This window comes from Enterobacter sp. JBIWA005, assembly GCF_019968805.1.
Taxonomy (GTDB): Bacteria; Pseudomonadota; Gammaproteobacteria; order Enterobacterales; family Enterobacteriaceae; genus Enterobacter; species Enterobacter vonholyi.
Genome location: NZ_CP074159.1, coordinates 4,139,319 through 4,158,745, shown reverse-complemented (window position 1 = coordinate 4,158,745; position 19,427 = coordinate 4,139,319). Strand labels below are relative to the sequence as shown.

The 19,427-nt window shown below is 53.2% G+C and carries 15 protein-coding genes, 2 tRNA genes and 1 pseudogene; 15 read left to right on the top strand and 3 right to left on the bottom strand.

Features of this window, described 5'->3' with window-relative positions; translation table 11 throughout:
• Position 1: 1 nt before the first annotated feature.
• Positions 2-1,435, bottom strand: a complete 1,434-nt coding sequence (gene dacB / locus KGP22_RS19750) for a serine-type D-Ala-D-Ala carboxypeptidase (protein ID WP_115876348.1) — start codon at positions 1,433-1,435, stop codon at positions 2-4.
• A 228-nt stretch (positions 1,436-1,663) separates the two neighbouring features.
• On the opposite strand from dacB, the gene greA reads away from it, so the two are divergent.
• On the top strand, positions 1,664-2,140 hold the full coding sequence (gene greA, locus KGP22_RS19745) for a transcription elongation factor GreA (protein WP_014171793.1): 477 nt from the start codon (positions 1,664-1,666) through the stop codon (positions 2,138-2,140).
• Positions 2,141-2,291: 151 nt separating this feature from the next.
• Here the strand turns inward: greA and yhbY are convergent, their stop codons facing one another.
• Entirely contained in the window at positions 2,292-2,585 is a 294-nt protein-coding gene (yhbY, locus tag KGP22_RS19740; protein ID WP_003861814.1) for a ribosome assembly RNA-binding protein YhbY, read from the bottom strand.
• A 127-nt stretch (positions 2,586-2,712) separates the two neighbouring features.
• Here yhbY and rlmE point away from each other — a divergent pair, with 127 nt between their 5' ends.
• The 6 genes from rlmE (at position 2,713) to KGP22_RS19710 (ending at position 8,305) form a co-directional block, all read left to right on the top strand.
• Complete coding sequence (gene rlmE, locus KGP22_RS19735; protein ID WP_014171792.1) at positions 2,713-3,339, top strand: 23S rRNA (uridine(2552)-2'-O)-methyltransferase RlmE; 627 nt, start codon at positions 2,713-2,715, stop codon at positions 3,337-3,339.
• Between the two features lie 102 nt (positions 3,340-3,441).
• Complete coding sequence (gene ftsH, locus KGP22_RS19730) at positions 3,442-5,376, top strand: ATP-dependent zinc metalloprotease FtsH (protein WP_111964963.1); 1,935 nt, start codon at positions 3,442-3,444, stop codon at positions 5,374-5,376.
• A 98-nt stretch (positions 5,377-5,474) separates the two neighbouring features.
• Positions 5,475-6,323, top strand: coding sequence for a dihydropteroate synthase (gene folP, locus KGP22_RS19725; protein WP_223580581.1), 849 nt, complete (start codon positions 5,475-5,477; stop codon positions 6,321-6,323).
• Positions 6,316-7,653 (top strand): phosphoglucosamine mutase, encoded by a 1,338-nt coding sequence (glmM, locus tag KGP22_RS19720; RefSeq protein WP_223580579.1) that lies wholly within the window; start codon positions 6,316-6,318, stop codon positions 7,651-7,653. Before folP ends, glmM begins: the two co-directional genes overlap by 8 nt.
• A 223-nt stretch (positions 7,654-7,876) precedes the next feature.
• Entirely contained in the window at positions 7,877-8,209 is a 333-nt protein-coding gene (gene secG / locus KGP22_RS19715) for a preprotein translocase subunit SecG (RefSeq protein ID WP_223580577.1), read from the top strand.
• A gap of 9 nt (positions 8,210-8,218) precedes the next feature.
• Positions 8,219-8,305: transfer RNA gene (locus KGP22_RS19710), tRNA-Leu, on the top strand.
• 187 nt (positions 8,306-8,492) lie between these two features.
• Here the strand turns inward: KGP22_RS19710 and argG are convergent.
• Positions 8,493-9,839 carry an argininosuccinate synthase gene (argG, locus tag KGP22_RS19705; RefSeq protein WP_023309336.1) on the bottom strand — a complete coding sequence of 449 codons (1,347 nt, stop codon included), beginning with the start codon at positions 9,837-9,839 and terminating at the stop codon, positions 8,493-8,495.
• A gap of 287 nt (positions 9,840-10,126) precedes the next feature.
• Here argG and KGP22_RS19700 point away from each other — a divergent pair.
• The 8 genes and pseudogenes from KGP22_RS19700 to pnp all read left to right on the top strand — a co-directional run bounded on the left by KGP22_RS19700 (position 10,127) and on the right by pnp (position 19,413).
• Positions 10,127-10,203 (top strand) — tRNA-Met (locus KGP22_RS19700).
• Positions 10,204-10,410: 207 nt separating this feature from the next.
• On the top strand, positions 10,411-10,863 hold the full coding sequence (gene rimP, locus KGP22_RS19695) for a ribosome maturation factor RimP (RefSeq protein WP_014833432.1): 453 nt from the start codon (positions 10,411-10,413) through the stop codon (positions 10,861-10,863).
• Between the two features lie 28 nt (positions 10,864-10,891).
• Positions 10,892-12,394 carry a transcription termination factor NusA gene (gene nusA / locus KGP22_RS19690; protein WP_223580575.1) on the top strand — a complete coding sequence of 501 codons (1,503 nt, stop codon included), beginning with the start codon at positions 10,892-10,894 and terminating at the stop codon, positions 12,392-12,394.
• 24 nt (positions 12,395-12,418) lie between these two features.
• Complete coding sequence (gene infB / locus KGP22_RS19685) at positions 12,419-15,106, top strand: translation initiation factor IF-2 (RefSeq protein WP_223580573.1); 2,688 nt, start codon at positions 12,419-12,421, stop codon at positions 15,104-15,106.
• Positions 15,107-15,195: 89 nt separating this feature from the next.
• Positions 15,196-15,600: a 30S ribosome-binding factor RbfA gene (gene rbfA / locus KGP22_RS19680; protein ID WP_003024988.1), complete on the top strand. Its 405-nt coding sequence runs from the start codon at positions 15,196-15,198 to the stop codon at positions 15,598-15,600.
• Positions 15,600-16,550, top strand: coding sequence for a tRNA pseudouridine(55) synthase TruB (truB, locus tag KGP22_RS19675; RefSeq protein WP_115876345.1), 951 nt, complete (start codon positions 15,600-15,602; stop codon positions 16,548-16,550). Before rbfA ends, truB begins: the two co-directional genes overlap by 1 nt.
• Positions 16,551-16,704: 154 nt before the next feature.
• Positions 16,705-16,974 carry a 30S ribosomal protein S15 gene (gene rpsO, locus KGP22_RS19670; protein WP_003861789.1) on the top strand — a complete coding sequence of 90 codons (270 nt, stop codon included), beginning with the start codon at positions 16,705-16,707 and terminating at the stop codon, positions 16,972-16,974.
• 242 nt (positions 16,975-17,216) lie between these two features.
• Positions 17,217-19,413 (top strand): annotated as a pseudogene (gene pnp, locus KGP22_RS19665) (polyribonucleotide nucleotidyltransferase).
• Positions 19,414-19,427 lie beyond the last annotated feature (14 nt).

Sequence of the window (19,427 nt, the reverse complement as noted above, 5' to 3'; positions counted from 1 at the left end):
GCTAGTTATTCTGATAGATGTCCTTATAAAGCCTGCTTTCGAAGCGAACAAGCGGAATACGACGATTGCGCTGGTCGGTCGGTTCGACGGCATAGCCGGAAAGATACTGCACGAATGCCATGCGTTGTCCGCTGGCGGTAGTGATGAAGCCTGCAAGGTTGTAAACCCCCTGCAGTGAGCCTGTTTTCGCGGAGACTTTGCCATCCACACCGGCAGCGTGAAGCCCGGCACGGTACTGCAGAGAACCGTCATGCCCGGCCAGCGGCAGCATTGAAATAAAGTTTAGCTCAGTGTCGTGCTGTGCAATGTACTGAAGCACCTGCATCATCGTGGCCGGAGAGATCAAATTATGACGAGATAGTCCGGAGCCATCGACGGCGATGGTATTACCCAGATCGATCCCGGCCTGCTGGCGCAGGATCTGCCGAACCGCGTCTGAACCCGCGCGCCAGGTTCCCGGCACGCCGAAACGCGCGTGACCAATCATGCGAAACACCGTATCGGCAATCATGTTGTCCGACTTTTTCAGCATGATTCGCAGTAAATCGTGCAGCGGAGGAGACTGTTTGCTGGCAATGACTGTGCCGGGCTGGTTGACCTGCGTCTGACGAAGCAGTGTGCCGGTATAAGTTATGCCCGCTTGCTTCAGTTCATCTTTCAGAATGGCACCCGCATAGCTTGCCCCATCCTGTATCGCAAAGGCCAGGGGCAGTGGATCGGCGCGCTGCGTCAGGCAGCCGGTAAGGGTGAAGCGGTTAAGATCGCCGGGCACGACGTCCAGCTCACAATATTGCGCATCCGGGGAGCCTTTCGCCAGCGTGCGAACCTGGCTAAACATGGTGACCGGGTAGTAGGATGCTATGCGGATAAATGCTAAATCATCTGGCTTTGGCGCGCTGTAAAGTGAAACCGAGAAGCAGTTACGGTCAACAATCGCGGCGGCGGGTGGGGCGCTAAAGCACTGGGTCATGTCGTTCCACGGCCAGCCAGGAGCTTTATCGTGGCTGGCAAAGATGGACGTGTCAATCAGTACATTGCCATCAATTTTCTGCACGCCAGATTTTTTCAGTACCGCAACCATATTGCGGATATCCTGGCGCTTAAAGGTCGGATCGCCGCCAAAACGGGCGATAAGATCGCCTTTCAGTTCGCCACCCTCGACGTTACCTTTGGTCTCGAGTGTGGTAGTAAAACGGAAGTCAGGACCGAGCTGGAGCAAGGCGGCGAGGGCAGTGATCACCTTTTGGGTACTGGCAGGCAGCGCCATCTGTTGACTGTGATAGTCAATCTCGGGAGCCTGTGCGCCAACCTTCTGCACCATCAGGGCAAGGTTCGCGCCTGCGGGGAGCTGATTAATGTACTCATCAACATTCGCGGCCTGGGCAGTGAACGTTAAACTGGTAGTCAATCCGATGATAAATCTGGAAAATCGCATAATCTCGCGCTAACAACCCGAAAACAAACCGTCATACTACGGTGCATAGCACTGCAAAGTAAACGATGACCCATAGTGAACTTCGCGGTAAAATGCATATCAAATTGAAAAATTGCTGCTGACCTGGGGCATTGCTCCCGGGTCGGTTTTCTTTTTGCTTCTTGCCCGCTTAGGTGGGCAGGAGCAGGGAACACTGCTCCCAACAGGAATGTTTAAGAGGTATAACAAATGCAAGCTATTCCGATGACCTTACGTGGTGCCGAAAAACTGCGCGAAGAGCTGGATTTCCTGAAATCCGTGCGTCGTCCTGAAATCATCGCCGCTATCGCGGATGCGCGCGAGCATGGCGACCTGAAAGAGAACGCTGAATACCACGCCGCGCGTGAGCAGCAGGGTTTCTGTGAAGGGCGTATTAAAGATATCGAGGCAAAACTGTCCAATGCACAGGTCATCGATATCACCAAAATGCCTAACAATGGGCGTGTGATCTTTGGTTCCACTGTGACCGTTCTGAACCTGGACAACGACGAAGAGCAGACCTATCGCATCGTCGGTGATGATGAAGCAGACTTTAAACAGAACCTGATTTCAGTAAACTCTCCGATTGCTCGCGGCCTGATTGGCAAAGAGCAGGACGATGTTGTCACCATCCGCACCCCTGGCGGTGAAGTGGAATACGAAATTATTAAGGTTGAATACCTGTAATTCGCTTCTCTAGTAAGATGTTGATACATTGTAAAGAAAAGAAAAAGGCCGCATAGCGGCCTTTTATCAACTCAAGGAGCATGGCATTTTGCTCGCCTGCTGACAGAAATCCCTCGTTTCACACAGAAAATGTGTTTAATTCAGGATATCCTTAGCGTGGCAGCGAGATTTTACGCTCTTTAGATGGGCGGTAGAGCACCAGCGTTTTACCGATGACCTGTACATTACAGGCGCCGGTTTCGCGCACGATGGCTTCCACGATCAGGTTTTTAGTGTCTCTGTCTTCAGAGGCGATTTTCACCTTGATCAGCTCGTGGTGTTCCAGCGCTTGTTCAATCTCGGCAAGCACCCCTTCGGTCAAACCATTGTTGCCAAGCATCACTACAGGCTTGAGCGGATGTGCCAGACCTTTAAGGTGCTGTTTTTGTTTAGTACTAAGATTCATCGTATATTTTTGCTTACGTTGGGATTGAAAACGGTTCATTCTACCGCCATCTCCCTTATATCGCCAAATAGCTGCGTAGAAATTTACGTCACAGGCAGGTAACGATGAACCAGGACGGAAATGTTAAATGACAGGTAAAAAGCGTTCTGCCAGCTCCAGTCGCTGGCTTCAGGAACACTTTAGCGATAAATATGTTCAACAGGCACAGAAAAAGGGGTTGCGTTCCCGTGCCTGGTTTAAACTTGATGAAATACAGCAAAGTGACAAACTTTTTAAGCCGGGGATGACGGTTGTAGACCTCGGTGCGGCACCTGGCGGATGGTCCCAGTATGCGGTAACGCAGATCGGCGGAACGGGCCGAATCATCGCGTGCGATCTTTTACCAATGGATCCCATCGTCGGTGTCGACTTCCTTCAGGGCGACTTTCGTGATGAATTAGTGCTGAAAGCGTTACTTGAGCGTGTAGGTGACAGTAAGGTCCAGGTTGTCATGTCAGATATGGCACCAAATATGTGCGGAACACCGGCGGTGGATATCCCCCGCGCCATGTATCTGGTGGAGCTAGCGTTAGAAATGTGTCGTGATGTACTAGCGCCTGGTGGTAGTTTTGTTGTGAAGGTGTTTCAGGGCGAAGGTTTCGAGGAGTATCTTAAGGAAATTCGCTCCCTGTTTGCGAAGGTTAAAGTTCGTAAGCCGGACTCTTCCCGGGCCCGTTCCCGAGAAGTGTATATTGTAGCGACCGGGCGAAAATGATAACCGGTAGATTTCAGGCGAAAGTTTGAATGAAACTGGATATAGAGTATCCTGACGCTGTTTTTAACACAGTTGTAATATGAGGTTAATCCCTTGAGTGACATGGCGAAAAACCTAATACTCTGGCTGGTCATTGCCGTTGTGCTGATGTCAGTATTCCAGAGCTTTGGGCCCAGCGAGTCGAATGGACGCAAGGTGGATTATTCTACCTTCCTGCAGGAGGTCAATCAGGACCAGGTTCGCGAAGCGCGTATCAACGGACGTGAGATCAACGTTACCAAGAAAGATAGTAACCGTTACACGACTTACATCCCGGTGAACGATCCTAAGCTGCTTGATAACCTTCTGACTAAAAACGTCAAGGTGGTAGGTGAGCCGCCAGAAGAACCAAGCCTGCTGGCTTCTATCTTCATTTCCTGGTTCCCGATGCTGCTTCTTATCGGCGTCTGGATCTTCTTTATGCGCCAGATGCAGGGCGGCGGTGGCAAAGGTGCCATGTCGTTCGGTAAGAGCAAGGCGCGTATGCTAACGGAAGACCAGATCAAGACCACGTTCGCTGACGTCGCCGGTTGTGACGAAGCGAAAGAAGAGGTCGGCGAACTGGTTGAATACCTGCGTGAACCGAGCCGTTTCCAGAAGCTGGGCGGTAAGATCCCGAAAGGGGTGCTGATGGTTGGCCCTCCGGGTACCGGTAAAACCCTGCTGGCGAAAGCCATCGCGGGCGAAGCGAAGGTGCCGTTCTTTACTATTTCAGGTTCTGACTTCGTTGAAATGTTCGTGGGTGTCGGTGCATCTCGTGTGCGTGACATGTTCGAGCAGGCCAAGAAGGCAGCACCGTGCATTATCTTCATCGATGAAATCGACGCCGTAGGCCGCCAGCGTGGCGCAGGTCTGGGCGGTGGCCACGATGAACGTGAACAGACGCTGAACCAGATGCTGGTTGAGATGGACGGCTTCGAAGGTAACGAAGGTATCATCGTTATTGCGGCGACTAACCGTCCGGACGTACTTGACCCTGCGCTGCTGCGTCCAGGCCGTTTCGACCGTCAGGTTGTTGTGGGTCTGCCGGACGTTCGCGGTCGTGAACAGATTCTGAAAGTTCACATGCGTCGCGTACCGCTGGCGCCAGATATCGATGCGGCAATCATTGCGCGCGGTACCCCAGGCTTCTCCGGTGCGGACCTGGCTAACTTGGTCAACGAAGCTGCTCTGTTTGCCGCTCGCGGTAACAAGCGCGTCGTATCGATGGTGGAGTTTGAGAAAGCGAAAGACAAAATCATGATGGGTGCGGAACGTCGCTCCATGGTGATGACGGAAGCGCAGAAAGAGTCCACGGCATACCACGAAGCGGGTCACGCGATTATCGGTCGCCTCGTGCCGGAACACGATCCGGTGCATAAAGTGACGATTATTCCGCGCGGTCGTGCGCTGGGTGTGACCTTCTTCCTGCCTGAAGGCGACGCGATCAGCGCCAGCCGTCAGAAGCTGGAAAGCCAGATTTCTACCCTCTACGGTGGTCGTCTGGCAGAAGAGATTATCTACGGTGTGGAACATGTTTCTACTGGTGCGTCCAACGACATTAAAGTGGCGACAAACCTGGCGCGTAACATGGTGACTCAGTGGGGCTTCTCCGACAAACTCGGTCCGCTGCTGTATGCAGAAGAAGAGGGTGAAGTATTCCTGGGCCGTTCTGTGGCTAAAGCGAAACATATGTCCGATGAGACGGCACGTATCATCGACCAGGAAGTTAAATCTCTGGTAGAGCGTAACTATGCGCGTGCGCGCCAGATCCTGAACGACAATATGGACATCCTGCATTCGATGAAAGATGCGCTCATGAAATATGAGACCATCGATGCACCGCAGATTGACGACCTGATGGCGCGCCGCGAAGTACGTCCGCCAGCAGGCTGGGAAGACCCAGGCACTTCCAATAATTCTGACAACAATGGCACCCCGCGTGCGCCGCGTCCGGTTGATGAACCGCGTACGCCAAATCCGGGCAACACCATGTCAGAACAGTTGGGCGATAAGTAAGCCACTGCTGTTGAAGCGTTTGTCTGTACCTCAAACCCTGGAGCTTGCTCCGGGGTTTTTCATCTCTGTTTAACGATATAGATACCAGGGATTTCGCCATGAAATTATTCGCTCAGGACTCGCATCTCGATCTTTCACATCCCCACGTGATGGGGATCCTGAATGTTACCCCTGACTCCTTCTCTGACGGCGGTGCGCATAACACGCTTATCGAGGCGGTTAAGCACGCGAATTTAATGATTAATGCGGGTGCCACCATCATTGACGTTGGCGGCGAATCGACGCGTCCAGGCGCGGCGGACGTGTCTGTGGAAGAAGAGCTGGCGCGCGTGGTGCCGGTCGTTGAAGCTATCGCGCAGCGGTTTGAAGTGTGGATCTCCGTTGATACTTCCAAACCGGAGGTGATCCGTGAAGTGGCGAGAGTAGGCGCTCACATCATCAATGATATCCGTTCACTTACCGAACCTGGAGCGATTGAGGCGGCTGCGGAAACGGGGCTGCCGGTTTGCCTGATGCATATGCAGGGCCAACCGAAAACTATGCAGGACGCGCCGAAGTATGACGATGTCTTTGCCGACGTAAATCGCTTCTTTATTGAGCATATCGAACGCTGTGGACGTGCAGGTATCCCAAAAGAGAAATTGCTGCTCGACCCGGGGTTCGGTTTCGGTAAAAATCTCTCACACAATTATGCGTTGCTTGCGCGCTTATCGGAATTCCATCATTTTGACCTGCCGTTACTGGTAGGGATGTCAAGAAAGTCGATGATTGGGCAGTTGCTGAACGTGGGGCCGAGCGAACGCCTGAGCGGCAGCCTGGCCTGCGCGGTCATTGCGGCGATGCAGGGCGCGCACATTATTCGTGTCCATGACGTTAAAGAAACAGTAGAAGCCATGCGTGTGGTGGAAGCCACACTGGCAGCGAAGGAAAACAAACGCTATGAGTAATCGTAAATATTTTGGTACCGACGGTATCCGTGGGCGCGTAGGCGATGCTCCCATCACCCCTGATTTTGTCCTGAAGCTCGGCTGGGCTGCTGGTAAAGTGCTTGCGCGTCATGGCTCACGTAAAATTATCATCGGTAAAGACACCCGTATTTCGGGCTATATGCTGGAATCCGCGCTGGAAGCGGGGCTGGCGGCTGCGGGACTGTCCGCCTCCTTTACGGGCCCAATGCCAACGCCTGCGGTCGCGTATCTGACGCGCACCTTCCGTGCGGAAGCGGGAATTGTCATTTCAGCTTCTCACAACCCGTTCTACGACAACGGCATTAAATTCTTCTCCATTGATGGCACCAAGCTGCCGGATGACGTGGAAGAAGCTATTGAAGCTGAGATGGAAAAAGAGATTACCTGTGTTGATTCCGCAGAGCTGGGTAAAGCGAACCGCATCGTTGATGCGGCGGGTCGCTATATCGAATTCTGTAAAGGTACCTTCCCGAATGAGCTGAGCCTGGCCCACCTCAAAATTGTGGTGGACTGTGCGAATGGCGCGACCTATCACATCGCCCCGAATGTCTTCCGCGAACTGGGTGCGAAAGTAATCACCATTGGCTGCGAGCCGGATGGTCTGAACATTAATGAGCAGGTGGGGGCAACTGACGTTCGTGCCCTGCAGGCGCGTGTTCTGGCAGAAAAAGCCGATCTGGGTATTGCGCTGGACGGCGACGGTGACCGCGTGATCATGGTTGACCACGAAGGTAATAAGGTCGACGGCGATCAGATCCTCTACATCATTGCCCGTGAAGGCCTGCGTCAGGGCCAGCTGCGCGGCGGTGCGGTGGGCACGCTGATGAGTAACATGGGCCTGGAACTGGCCCTGAAACAGCTCGGTATTCCGTTTGTCCGCGCGAAGGTGGGTGACCGCTATGTGCTGGAAAAACTGCAGGAGAAGGGCTGGCGTATCGGTGCAGAAAACTCGGGTCACGTGATCCTGCTCGACAAAACCACCACCGGTGACGGTATCGTGGCCGCGCTGCAGGTGGTTGCCGCTATGGCGCGCAACCATATGAGCCTGCACGATCTGTGCAGCGGCATGAAAATGTTCCCACAGATCCTGGTAAACGTACGTTTCACTGCCGGCAAAGGCGATCCGCTGGAAAATGAGAACGTCAAAGCGGTGATGGCTGACGTTGAAGCGGCCCTCGGCAATCGTGGACGCGTGCTGTTGCGTAAGTCCGGTACTGAACCGCTGATCCGCGTGATGGTGGAAGGTGAAGACGAAGCGCAGGTAACCGAATTCGCGCACCGTATTGCGGAAGCTGTAAAAGCTGCATAATCTTGCACGCTAAATGTTTAAAAAGGCGGCGTTTGCCGCCTTTGTTTTAAGCAATTAATGGCTTTTTGCTGTTTTTTTCCGCAGTTGATACAATGCGTCGAAAATGCCCTTGCGAAGGTGATTCGCTTTGGTTAGTATTCACACCCGCTTCAGTGGGAAACAGAAATCCTGCTAATTGGTCGAAGCATTGGTATGCGGCAAATCCGCAAGGAACAGGTTGATTATGTACGAAGCTCTTTTAGTTGTTTTCCTTATTGTAGCCATCGCTCTCGTAGCGCTGATTATGCTGCAGCAAGGTAAAGGCGCTGATATGGGAGCCTCCTTCGGAGCAGGCGCTTCCGGTACGCTGTTCGGTTCAAGTGGTTCTGCGAACTTCATGACCCGCACTACGGCGATTCTGGCTACGCTGTTCTTCATCATCAGCCTGGCGCTTGGCAATATCAACAGCAACAAGACCAGCAAAGGAAGCGAGTGGGAAAATCTGAGCGCGCCAGCGAAAACTGAGCAGACTCAGCCAGCTGCACCGGCTAAGCCAACCAGCGATATCCCGCACTAAGTATTCTGTACCGAGGTGGTGGAATTGGTAGACACGCTACCTTGAGGTGGTAGTGCCCTAACGGGCTTGTGGGTTCGAGTCCCATCCTCGGTACCAATATTCCAGAAAAAAGACGTCGAAAGACGTCTTTTTTTTCGTCTGTATATTATGTGGTGATTTTGTAGGGCGGGTAGGGTAAGCGCAGCGCCACCCGCTGTTTTGCCCGGTGGCGCTGCGCTTACCGGGCCTACGAAGACCATAAAAAAGGCACCCTTAGGGTGCCTTCTACATTTCTGAATAGCGATTACTTCTTATCGCTATGCTCCAGGTTTTCAACCTGAGGCAGGCCGTTACCGGAATTCGCGGAGAGCAGGCCATTCTCAACATAGTTGAACAGCTTCTCGCGGGTATCGGTAATGTCCAGATTACGCATGGTCAGCTGTCCAATACGATCGTCCGGTGAGAACACGGATTCACCTTTCTCCATGGTCAGACGCTCTGCTTTATAGGTCAGGTTGTCAGACACCGTATTCAGAATGGAGTAGTCGTTACCGCGACGCAGTTCCAGGGTCACCTCACCGGTTATCGCGCTTGCCACCCAACGCTGCAGGGCATCACGCAGCATCAGTGCCTGTGGATCGAACCAGCGACCCTGATACAGCAGTTTACCCAGCTGACGGCCATGAGAGTGATACTGCTCAATGGTATCTTCGTTGTGGATACCGGTCAGCAGGCGCTCGTAAGCGATGTGCAGCAGTGCCATACCCGGGGCTTCATAGATGCCACGGCTTTTCGCTTCGATGATACGGTTTTCAATCTGATCGCTCATGCCCAGACCGTGACGACCGCCAATCCGGTTAGCTTCCAGCATCAGCTCAACATCGTCTGAGAAGGTTTTACCGTTCAGCGCAACCGGATGGCCGCGTTCGAAACGTACGGTAACTTCTTCAGCCTGGATTTTGACGTTCTCGTCCCAGAACTTCACGCCCATGATCGGGTTAACGATCTTCACGCTGGAGTTCAGGAATTCCAGGTCTTTCGCTTCGTGCGTCGCTCCCAGCATGTTGGAGTCGGTGGAGTAGGCTTTCTCGACTGACATCTTATAGTCAAAGCCGCAGGCAATCATAAACTCGGACATCTCATGACGACCACCCAGCTCGTCGATGAAGTCGGTATCCAGCCACGGTTTGTAAATCTGCAGTTCGGCGTTGGTCAGCAGGCCATAACGATAGAAACGTTCGATATCGTTTCCTTTATAGGTGCTGCCGTCACCCCAGATGTTGACGCCGTCTTCTTTCATCGCCGCAACTAGCATGGTGCCGGTAACCGCGCGGCCCAGCGGAGTGGTGTTGAAATAGGTCAGACCGCCGGTTGTGTTATGGAATGCACCACACTGAATAGCTGCGATACCTTCCGCGACCAGTTGCTTACGGCAGTCAATCAGGCGCGCGTTCTCTGCACCATACTCTTTAGCGCGACGAGGAATAGCATCATAGTCGTCCTCATCCGGCTGACCCAGGTTCGCAGTATAAGCATACGGAACCGCTCCCTTCTGGCGCATCCACAGCAGTGCAGCGCTGGTATCCAGGCCGCCTGAGAAAGCGATGCCAATACGTTGTCCTACCGGAAGATGCTTGAGAATCGTCGTCATAGAATAAAACCCTGCTTGATTGACTGATTAGAGACCGCTTTCGCTCTCTTGTGCATTTTTATGCAAAATAAGTGAGTATTCATTTAATCATCTTTTGGCGAAGACCGGAAGAGACTCGTGCGTTTTTTGTAAAAATTTTGGTCCGATCGATCTGGCGGAAGTCGCCTTGACAGGTGGGGTCAACTATCAATATACTAAACGCCGATTTTACGTCCCGTCTTCGGTACCAAATCCCAGCATTATTTGCAAATTCTGTCCAAAACGCGTAGAATTTGCCACGTTTCAGGCGCGGGGTGGAGCAGCCTGGTAGCTCGTCGGGCTCATAACCCGAAGGTCGTCGGTTCAAATCCGGCCCCCGCAACCACTTTCCCATAAAGTTCTTTTTCAAATATACTGTGAAGACTTAGAGCCTTCGTAGCTGGATTTGAAAAAATTCTTTAGGAAAGTGCTCCAGGCCACAGTTGTGGCTATAGGGTTCAGTTATCTAAAGCCCCGATTTATCGGGGTTTTTTGTTATCTGACTACAGAATAACTGGGCTTTACGCCCTTTTTTTATGTCTTGGGGGTGGGCTTGTCCACATTAGAGCAAAAATTAACAGAGATGATTACTGCACCGGTCGAAGCACTGGGCTACGAACTGGTCGGCATCGAATTCGTTCGCGGCCGTACATCGACGCTGCGCATCTATATTGATAGTGAAGATGGCATCAATGTTGATGATTGTGCTGATGTCAGCCACCAGGTGAGTGCGGTTCTTGATGTTGAAGACCCAATTACCGTTGCGTACAACCTGGAAGTTTCCTCACCTGGCCTCGATCGCCCGATGTTCACGGCCGAGCACTATGTGCGCTTTACCGGTGAAGAAGTGGCTCTCGTTCTGCGTATGGCCGTACAGAACCGCCGTAAATGGCAGGGAATTATCAAAGCCGTTGATGGTGAAATGATCACGGTGACAGTCGAAGGCAAAGATGAAGTGTTCGCGCTGAGTAATATCCAGAAGGCGAACCTGGTTCCCCACTTTTAACAGTCTGGATTGAGGTGAAAAGCCCGCGATGAACAAAGAAATTTTGGCTGTTGTTGAAGCCGTCTCCAATGAGAAATCACTGCCGCGTGAGAAGATTTTCGAAGCGCTGGAAAGTGCACTGGCTACAGCAACCAAGAAAAAATACGAACAAGAGATCGATGTTCGCGTAGAAATCGATCGTAAAAGCGGTGACTTCGATACATTCCGTCGTTGGGTAATCGTTGAAGAAGTGACCCAGCCGACCAAAGAGATCACGCTGGAAGCCGCCCGTTTTGAAGACGAAAGTCTGAACGTGGGTGACTACGTTGAAGATCAGATTGAATCTGTGACCTTCGACCGTATCACCACCCAGACCGCTAAACAGGTTATCGTGCAGAAAGTGCGCGAAGCCGAGCGCGCGCTGGTTGTCGATCAGTTCCGCGATCAGGAAGGCGAGATCATCACCGGTGTGGTGAAGAAAGTGAACCGCGACAACATCTCTCTGGAGATCAAATCCGAAGGGTTGCCGGGTAACGCTGAAGCCGTGATCCTGCGTGAAGATATGCTGCCACGTGAAAACTTCCGTCCAGGCGACCGTATTCGCGGTGTTCTGTACGCCGTTCGCCCTGAAGCGCGTGGTGCACAGCTCTTCGTGACCCGTTCTAAACCAGAAATGCTGGTAGAACTGTTCCGGATTGAAGTACCGGAAATCGGTGAAGAAGTTATTGAGATTAAAGCGGCGGCTCGCGATCCGGGCTCCCGTGCGAAAATTGCGGTGAAAACCAACGACAAGCGTATCGACCCGGTCGGTGCTTGCGTCGGTATGCGCGGTGCGCGTGTCCAGGCAGTTTCTACTGAGCTGGGCGGTGAACGAATTGATATCGTTCTGTGGGATGACAACCCGGCGCAGTTCGTGATCAACGCAATGGCTCCAGCTGATGTGGCGTCTATCGTTGTTGACGAAGACAAACACACCATGGATATCGCTGTTGAAGCGGGCAACCTGGCGCAGGCAATCGGCCGTAACGGTCAGAACGTACGCCTGGCGTCACAGCTGAGCGGCTGGGAACTCAACGTCATGACCGTTGATGAGCTGCAGGCTAAGCATCAGGCTGAAGCCCATGCGGCGATCGATACCTTCACCAAGTACCTGGATATTGACGAAGATTTCGCCACTGTTCTGGTAGAAGAAGGTTTCTCTACGCTGGAAGAACTGGCCTATGTGCCAATGAAAGAGCTGCTGGAAATTGACGGTCTGGATGAACCAACCGTTGAAGCCCTGCGTGAACGCGCTAAAAACGCACTGACCACCCTGGCACTGGCTCAGGAAGAAAGCCTTGGCGATAAGAAGCCGGCTGATGACCTGCTGAATCTGGAAGGTCTTGATCGTGCGATTGCGTTCAAGCTGGCTGCCCGTGGTGTTTGTACGCTGGAAGATCTCGCTGAGCAAGGCGTTGATGACCTGGCTGATATCGAAGGTTTAACCGACGAGAAAGCCGGCGAGCTCATCATGGCCGCACGTAATATTTGCTGGTTCGGCGACGAAGCGTAATAAACTGTAGCAGGAAGGAACAGCATGACTGATGTAACTGTAAAATCGCTGGCTGCTGAGATTCAGACCTCCGTGGACCGCCTGGTACAGCAATTTGCTGATGCAGGGATCCCGAAGTCCGCTGATGACTCGGTGACCGCGCAAGAAAAACAAACCTTGTTAACGCACCTGAACCGTGAACACGGTTCTACGCCTGACAAGTTAACGCTGCAGCGCAAAACGCGTAGCACGTTAAACATCCCTGGTACCGGTGGTAAAAGCAAATCGGTACAAATTGAAGTCCGCAAGACGCGCACCTTTGTAAAACGTGATCCGCAAGAGGCAGAACGCCTTGCCGCGGAAGAGCAGGCACAGCGTGAAGCGGAAGAACAAGCTCAGCGTGAGGCGGAAGCAGCCGCCAAACGTGAAGCAGAATTAAAAGCTGAACGTGAGGCCGCAGAAAAAGCGAAACGCGACGCAAGTGATAAAGTGAAGCGTGACGCTGCGGAAAAAGACAAAGTGAGCAATCAACAGACAGACGAAATGACCAAAACCGCCCAGGCTGAAAAAGCCCGCCGTGAAAATGAAGCTGCCGAGCTGAAGCGTAAAGCGGAAGAAGAAGCCCGCCGTAAGCTGGAAGAAGAAGCTCGCCGCGTCGCCGAAGAAGCGCGTCGTATGGCTGAAGAAAATGAGAAGAACGGTGTTGATACCGTTGAGCAGTCTGAAGACACCAGCGACTATCACGTGACCACTTCTCAGCACGCGCGTCAGGCTGAAGATGATAATGACCGTGAAGTTGAAGGCGGTCGTGGCCGTGGTCGTAATGCAAAAGCAGCGCGTCCGGCGAAAAAAGGCAACAAGCACGCTGAATCTAAAGCTGACCGTGAAGAAGCACGCGCGGCTGTTCGCGGCGGTAAAGGCGGCAAGCGTAAAGGTTCCGCTCTGCAGCAGGGCTTCCAGAAGCCAGCTCAGGCCGTTAACCGTGACGTTGTGATCGGCGAAACCATTACCGTTGGCGAACTGGCGAACAAGATGGCGGTTAAAGGCTCTCAGGTCATCAAAGCGATGATGAAGCTGGGCGCTATGGCAACCATCAACCAGGTGATCGATCAGGAAACTGCACAGCTGGTTGCGGAAGAAATGGGTCACAAAGTTATCCTGCGTCGTGAAAACGAGCTGGAAGAAGCGGTAATGAGTGACCGTGACACAGGTGCTGCGGCAGAACCGCGCGCACCGGTAGTGACCATCATGGGTCACGTTGACCACGGTAAAACCTCTCTGCTTGACTACATTCGCTCTACCAAGGTTGCCTCTGGCGAAGCGGGTGGTATTACCCAGCACATCGGTGCATACCACGTAGAAACTGACAACGGTATGATCACCTTCCTGGATACCCCAGGTCACGCCGCGTTTACCTCAATGCGTGCTCGTGGTGCTCAGGCGACGGATATCGTTGTTCTGGTTGTTGCTGCAGACGACGGCGTCATGCCGCAGACCATCGAAGCTATCCAGCACGCGAAAGCAGCGGGTGTGCCGGTTGTGGTTGCAGTGAACAAGATCGATAAGCCAGAAGCGGATCCCGATCGTGTTAAAAACGAACTTTCCCAGTACGGTATTCTGCCGGAAGAGTGGGGCGGCGAAAGCCAGTTCGTACACGTGTCTGCGAAAGCGGGTACCGGTATCGACGAACTGCTGGACGCGATCCTGCTGCAGGCCGAAGTTCTGGAGCTGAAAGCCATCCGTAACGGTATGGCGAGCGGTGCGGTTATCGAATCCTTCCTGGATAAAGGACGTGGCCCGGTTGCTACCGTTCTGGTTCGCGAAGGTATGCTGCATAAAGGCGATATCGTTCTGTGCGGTTTCGAATACGGTCGCGTTCGTGCGATGCGTAACGAACTGGGTCAGGAAGTGCTGGAAGCAGGTCCGTCCATTCCAGTTGAAATCCTGGGTCTGTCCGGTGTTCCGGCTGCTGGTGACGAAGTGACCGTGGTGCGTGACGAGAAGAAAGCGCGTGAAGTGGCACTGTATCGTCAGGGTAAATTCCGTGAAGTTAAACTGGCTCGTCAGCAGAAATCTAAACTCGAGAACATGTTTGCCAACATGACCGATGGCGAAGTTCACGAAGTGAACATCGTTCTGAAAGCCGACGTTCAGGGTTCTGTGGAAGCGATCTCCGACTCCTTGCTGAAACTGTCTACCGACGAAGTGAAAGTGAAGATCATCGGTTCTGGCGTAGGTGGTATCACCGAAACCGACGCGACTTTGGCTGCTGCGTCCAACGCTATCCTGGTTGGCTTCAACGTTCGTGCGGATGCGTCTGCGCGTAAAGTGATTGAAGCCGAAAGCCTGGATCTGCGTTACTACTCCGTCATCTATAACCTGATCGACGAAGTGAAAGCAGCGATGAGCGGCATGCTGTCTCCTGAGCTGAAACAGCAGATCATCGGTCTGGCTGAAGTACGTGACGTGTTCAAATCACCGAAATTCGGTGCGATCGCGGGCTGTATGGTTACCGAAGGTAACATCAAGCGTCACAACCCAATCCGCGTCCTGCGTGACAACGTGGTTATCTACGAAGGCGAGTTGGAATCTCTGCGCCGCTTCAAAGATGACGTTAACGAAGTCCGTAACGGCATGGAATGTGGTATCGGCGTGAAGAACTACAACGACGTTCGCGTTGGCGATATGATCGAAGTGTTCGAGATCATCGAAATTCAGCGTACCATCGCTTAATTACCGATTGTAAGCCGGGATCGCCTCGCGCCACCCGGCAATAATTTCAAAAAGGGGCTTTAGCCCCTTTTTTGTCTGGAGAATTTATTATGGCGAAAGAATTTGGTCGCCCTCAGCGCGTAGCGCAGGAAATGCAGAAAGAGATCGCGCTCATTCTGCAACGTGAAATCAAAGACCCGCGCGTCGGCATGATGACCACCGTTTCCGGTGTCGAAATGTCCCGCGATTTGGCCTATGCAAAAGTGTTCGTTACTTTCCTGAACGATCAGGACGAAGCGGCAGTGAAAAACGGCATTAAAGCGCTGCAGGAAGCGTCTGGTTTCATCCGCTCTCTGCTCGGCAAGGCGATGCGCCTGCGTATCGTGCCTGAACTGACCTTCTTCTACGACAACTCGCTGGTTGAAGGTATGCGTATGTCCAACCTGGTGACCAGCGTGGTTAAACATGACGATGAGCGTCGTGTTAACCCGGCGGACGACAGCAAGGAGGACTGATGAGTCGTCCTCGTCGTCGTGGTCGCGACGTGCATGGTGTGCTGCTGCTGGATAAACCCCAGGGCGCTTCCAGCAACGACGTGCTGCAAAAAGTTAAGCGTATTTATAACGCCAACCGTGCGGGCCACACCGGCGCGCTCGATCCGCTGGCAACTGGCATGCTGCCGGTCTGCCTGGGAGAGGCGACAAAGTTTTCCCAGTACCTGCTCGACTCCGATAAGCGTTACCGCGTTATCGCTAAGCTGGGCCAGCGCACGGATACCTCCGACGCGGATGGTCAGGTAGTTGAAGAGCGACCGGTGACGTTCAGCGCGGAACAGCTTGATGCTGCGCTGGAGAGTTTCCGTGGTGACACGATGCAGGTGCCGTCGATGTATTCGGCGCTGAAGTATCAGGGAAAAAAACTCTACGAATATGCGCGCCAGGGCATTGAAGTCCCGCGTGAAGCCCGTCCGATTACCGTGTATGAGCTGCTGTTTATTCGCCACGAAGGTGATGAGCTGGAGCTTGAAGTACACTGTTCGAAAGGGACCTATATTCGCACCATCATTGACGACCTCGGTGAAAAGCTGGGCTGCGGCGCGCATGTGATTTACCTGCGCCGTCTGGCGGTGAGCAAGTATCCGGTGGAGCGGATGGTGACCCTGGAACATCTGCGCGAGCTGTTAGAACAGGCGGAAGCGCAGGGGATCGCGCCGGCAGATTTGCTGGATCCACTGCTAATGCCGATGGACAGTCCGGCAGCGGACTTCCCGGTCGTTAATCTTCCTTTAACATCGTCCGTTTACTTTAAGAACGGCAACCCGGTTCGTACGGCGGAAGCGCCGCTGGAAGGCCTGGTACGTGTGACCGAAGGTGACGAAGGGAAATTCATCGGTATGGGCGAAATGGATGGCGAAGGGCGCGTTGCGCCGCGTCGTCTGGTCGTCGAATATCCGGTCGACGCTTGACGGTGATAACGGCTCACCTTGCGATAAGCAGGGGAGACGAGTAGAATATCGCCGCTTAACGCCTGGTAAATTGTTTAACAATCTGCGGGGCGTACATGGGATCGCTGAATTAGAGATCGGCATCCTTACATTCTTTATACTTTGGAGTTTGAAAATGTCTCTAAGCGTTGAAGCTAAAGCTAAAATCGTTTCTGAGTTTGGTCGTGGTACTAACGACAGCGGTTCTACCGAAGTTCAGGTTGCACTGCTGACTGCACAGATTAACCACCTGCAGGGTCACTTTGCAGAGCACAAAAAAGATCACCACAGCCGTCGTGGTCTGCTGCGTATGGTTTCTCAGCGTCGTAAACTGCTCGACTACCTGAAACGTAAAGATGTTGCACGCTACACCGCGCTGATCGAGCGTCTGGGTCTGCGTCGCTAATTCTTGCGAGTTTCAGAAAAGGGGGCCTGATGGCCCCTTTTTTCAACCAGACGGCAGCAATTCACTGGAAACTATTGTATTGTTGCTATAAATGATCTTCATTGCAGAGGTTCGCGCGGCTAATGAGAGGCTTCACCCATGGGGGTGTTGGTTGTCATTAGTCGCGAGGATGCGAAGAAGGTCGGGTTAAATCGACAGCACACCGGTGGTGTGCTTTCAAACATTTAAGAAAGGACAGAACTTTGCTGAATCCGATCGTTCGTAAATTCCAGTATGGTCAACATACCGTCACGCTGGAAACCGGCATGATGGCTCGTCAGGCTACTGCTGCCGTTATGGTAAGCATGGATGACACTGCGGTATTCGTTACCGTGGTTGGCCAGAAAAAAGCTAAACCAGGTCAGGACTTCTTCCCCCTGACCGTTAACTACCAGGAGCGTACCTACGCTGCCGGTAAAATCCCGGGTGGCTTCTTCCGTCGTGAAGGCCGTCCAAGCGAAGGCGAAACCCTGATCGCGCGTCTGATTGACCGCCCGGTTCGTCCGCTGTTCCCGGAAGGCTTCGTTAACGAAGTACAGGTTATCGCGACCGTTGTTTCCGTTAACCCACAGGTTAACCCAGACATCGTTGCCATGATTGGCGCATCCGCTGCCCTGTCACTGTCTGGTATTCCGTTCAATGGCCCAATCGGTGCCGCGCGCGTTGGCTACATCAACGACCAGTACGTGTTGAACCCAACTCAGGAAGAGCTGAAAGAAAGTAAGCTGGACCTGGTTGTTGCGGGTACTGAAGCAGCTGTGCTGATGGTTGAATCCGAAGCTGAACTGCTGAGCGAAGACCAGATGCTGGGTGCTGTGGTCTTCGGCCATGACCAGCAGCAGATCGTTATCCAGAACATCAACGATCTGGTGAAAGAAGCCGGTAAACCACGTTGGGACTGGCAGCCAGAAGCGGCAAACGACGCGCTGAACGCACGCGTTGCAGCTCTGGCAGAATCTCGTCTGAGCGATGCGTACCGCATCACTGACAAGCAGGAGCGTTACGCTCAGGTTGACGTGATCAAATCTGAAGTAACCGCGACCCTGGTTGCCGAAGACGAAACGCTGGACGCTAACGAAATTGGCGAAATCCTGCACGCAATCGAGAAAAACGTTGTTCGTAGCCGCGTTCTGGCAGGCGAGCCGCGTATCGATGGCCGTGAAAAAGACATGATCCGCGGCCTGGACGTGCGTACTGGCGTTCTGCCTCGTACTCACGGTTCCGCGCTGTTTACCCGTGGCGAAACGCAGGCACTGGTTACTGCGACCCTGGGTACTGCACGTGACGCACAGATCATCGACGAACTGATGGGCGAGCGCACTGACAGCTTCCTGTTCCACTACAACTTCCCTCCGTACTCCGTAGGCGAAACCGGTATGGTTGGCTCGCCGAAGCGTCGTGAAATTGGTCACGGTCGTCTGGCGAAGCGCGGCGTGCTGGCAGTAATGCCAGAAGCTGACAAATTCCCGTACACCGTACGTGTGGTGTCTGAAATCACCGAATCCAACGGTTCCTCTTCCATGGCTTCCGTATGTGGTGCTTCTCTGGCGCTGATGGATGCAGGCGTGCCAATCAAAGCCGCCGTTGCGGGTATCGCAATGGGCCTGGTGAAAGAAGGCGACAACTTCGTTGTTCTGTCTGACATTCTGGGTGACGAAGACCACCTGGGCGACATGGACTTCAAAGTGGCGGGTTCCCGCGACGGTATCTCTGCGCTGCAGATGGATATCAAAATTGAAGGTATCACCAAAGAGATCATGCAGGTTGCTCTGAACCAGGCTAAAGGTGCGCGTCTGCACATCCTGGGCGTGATGGAACAGGCGATTAACGCGCCGCGTGGCGACATTTCTCAGTTCGCTCCACGTATCCACACCATCAAGATCAATCCAGACAAGATCAAAGATGTTATCGGTAAGGGCGGTTCCGTAATCCGTGCGCTGACCGAAGAGACTGGCACCACCATCGAAATCGAAGATGACGGTACTGTGAAGATCGCAGCAACCGACGGCGAGAAAGCGAAATTCGCGATCCGTCGCATCGAAGAAATCACTGCAGAGATCGAAGTGGGCCGCGTCTACGCAGGTAAAGTGACCCGTATCGTTGACTTTGGCGCGTTCGTTGCCATCGGTGGCGGTAAAGAAGGTCTGGTTCACATTTCTCAGATCGCTGACAAGCGCGTTGAGAAAGTGACCGATTACCTGCAGATGGGCCAGGAAGTACCGGTGAAAGTTCTGGAAGTTGATCGCCAGGGCCGTATCCGTCTGAGCATTAAAGAAGCAACCGAGCAGTCTCAGCCAGCTGCTGCGCCAGAAGCACAGGCAGCAGAACAGCAAGGCGAGTAAGTTGCCATTTGCCCTCCGCTTTGCGGAGGGCCTATTATCAGGCAGGACGCCTTGTTAAGCCGCCGGGGGACA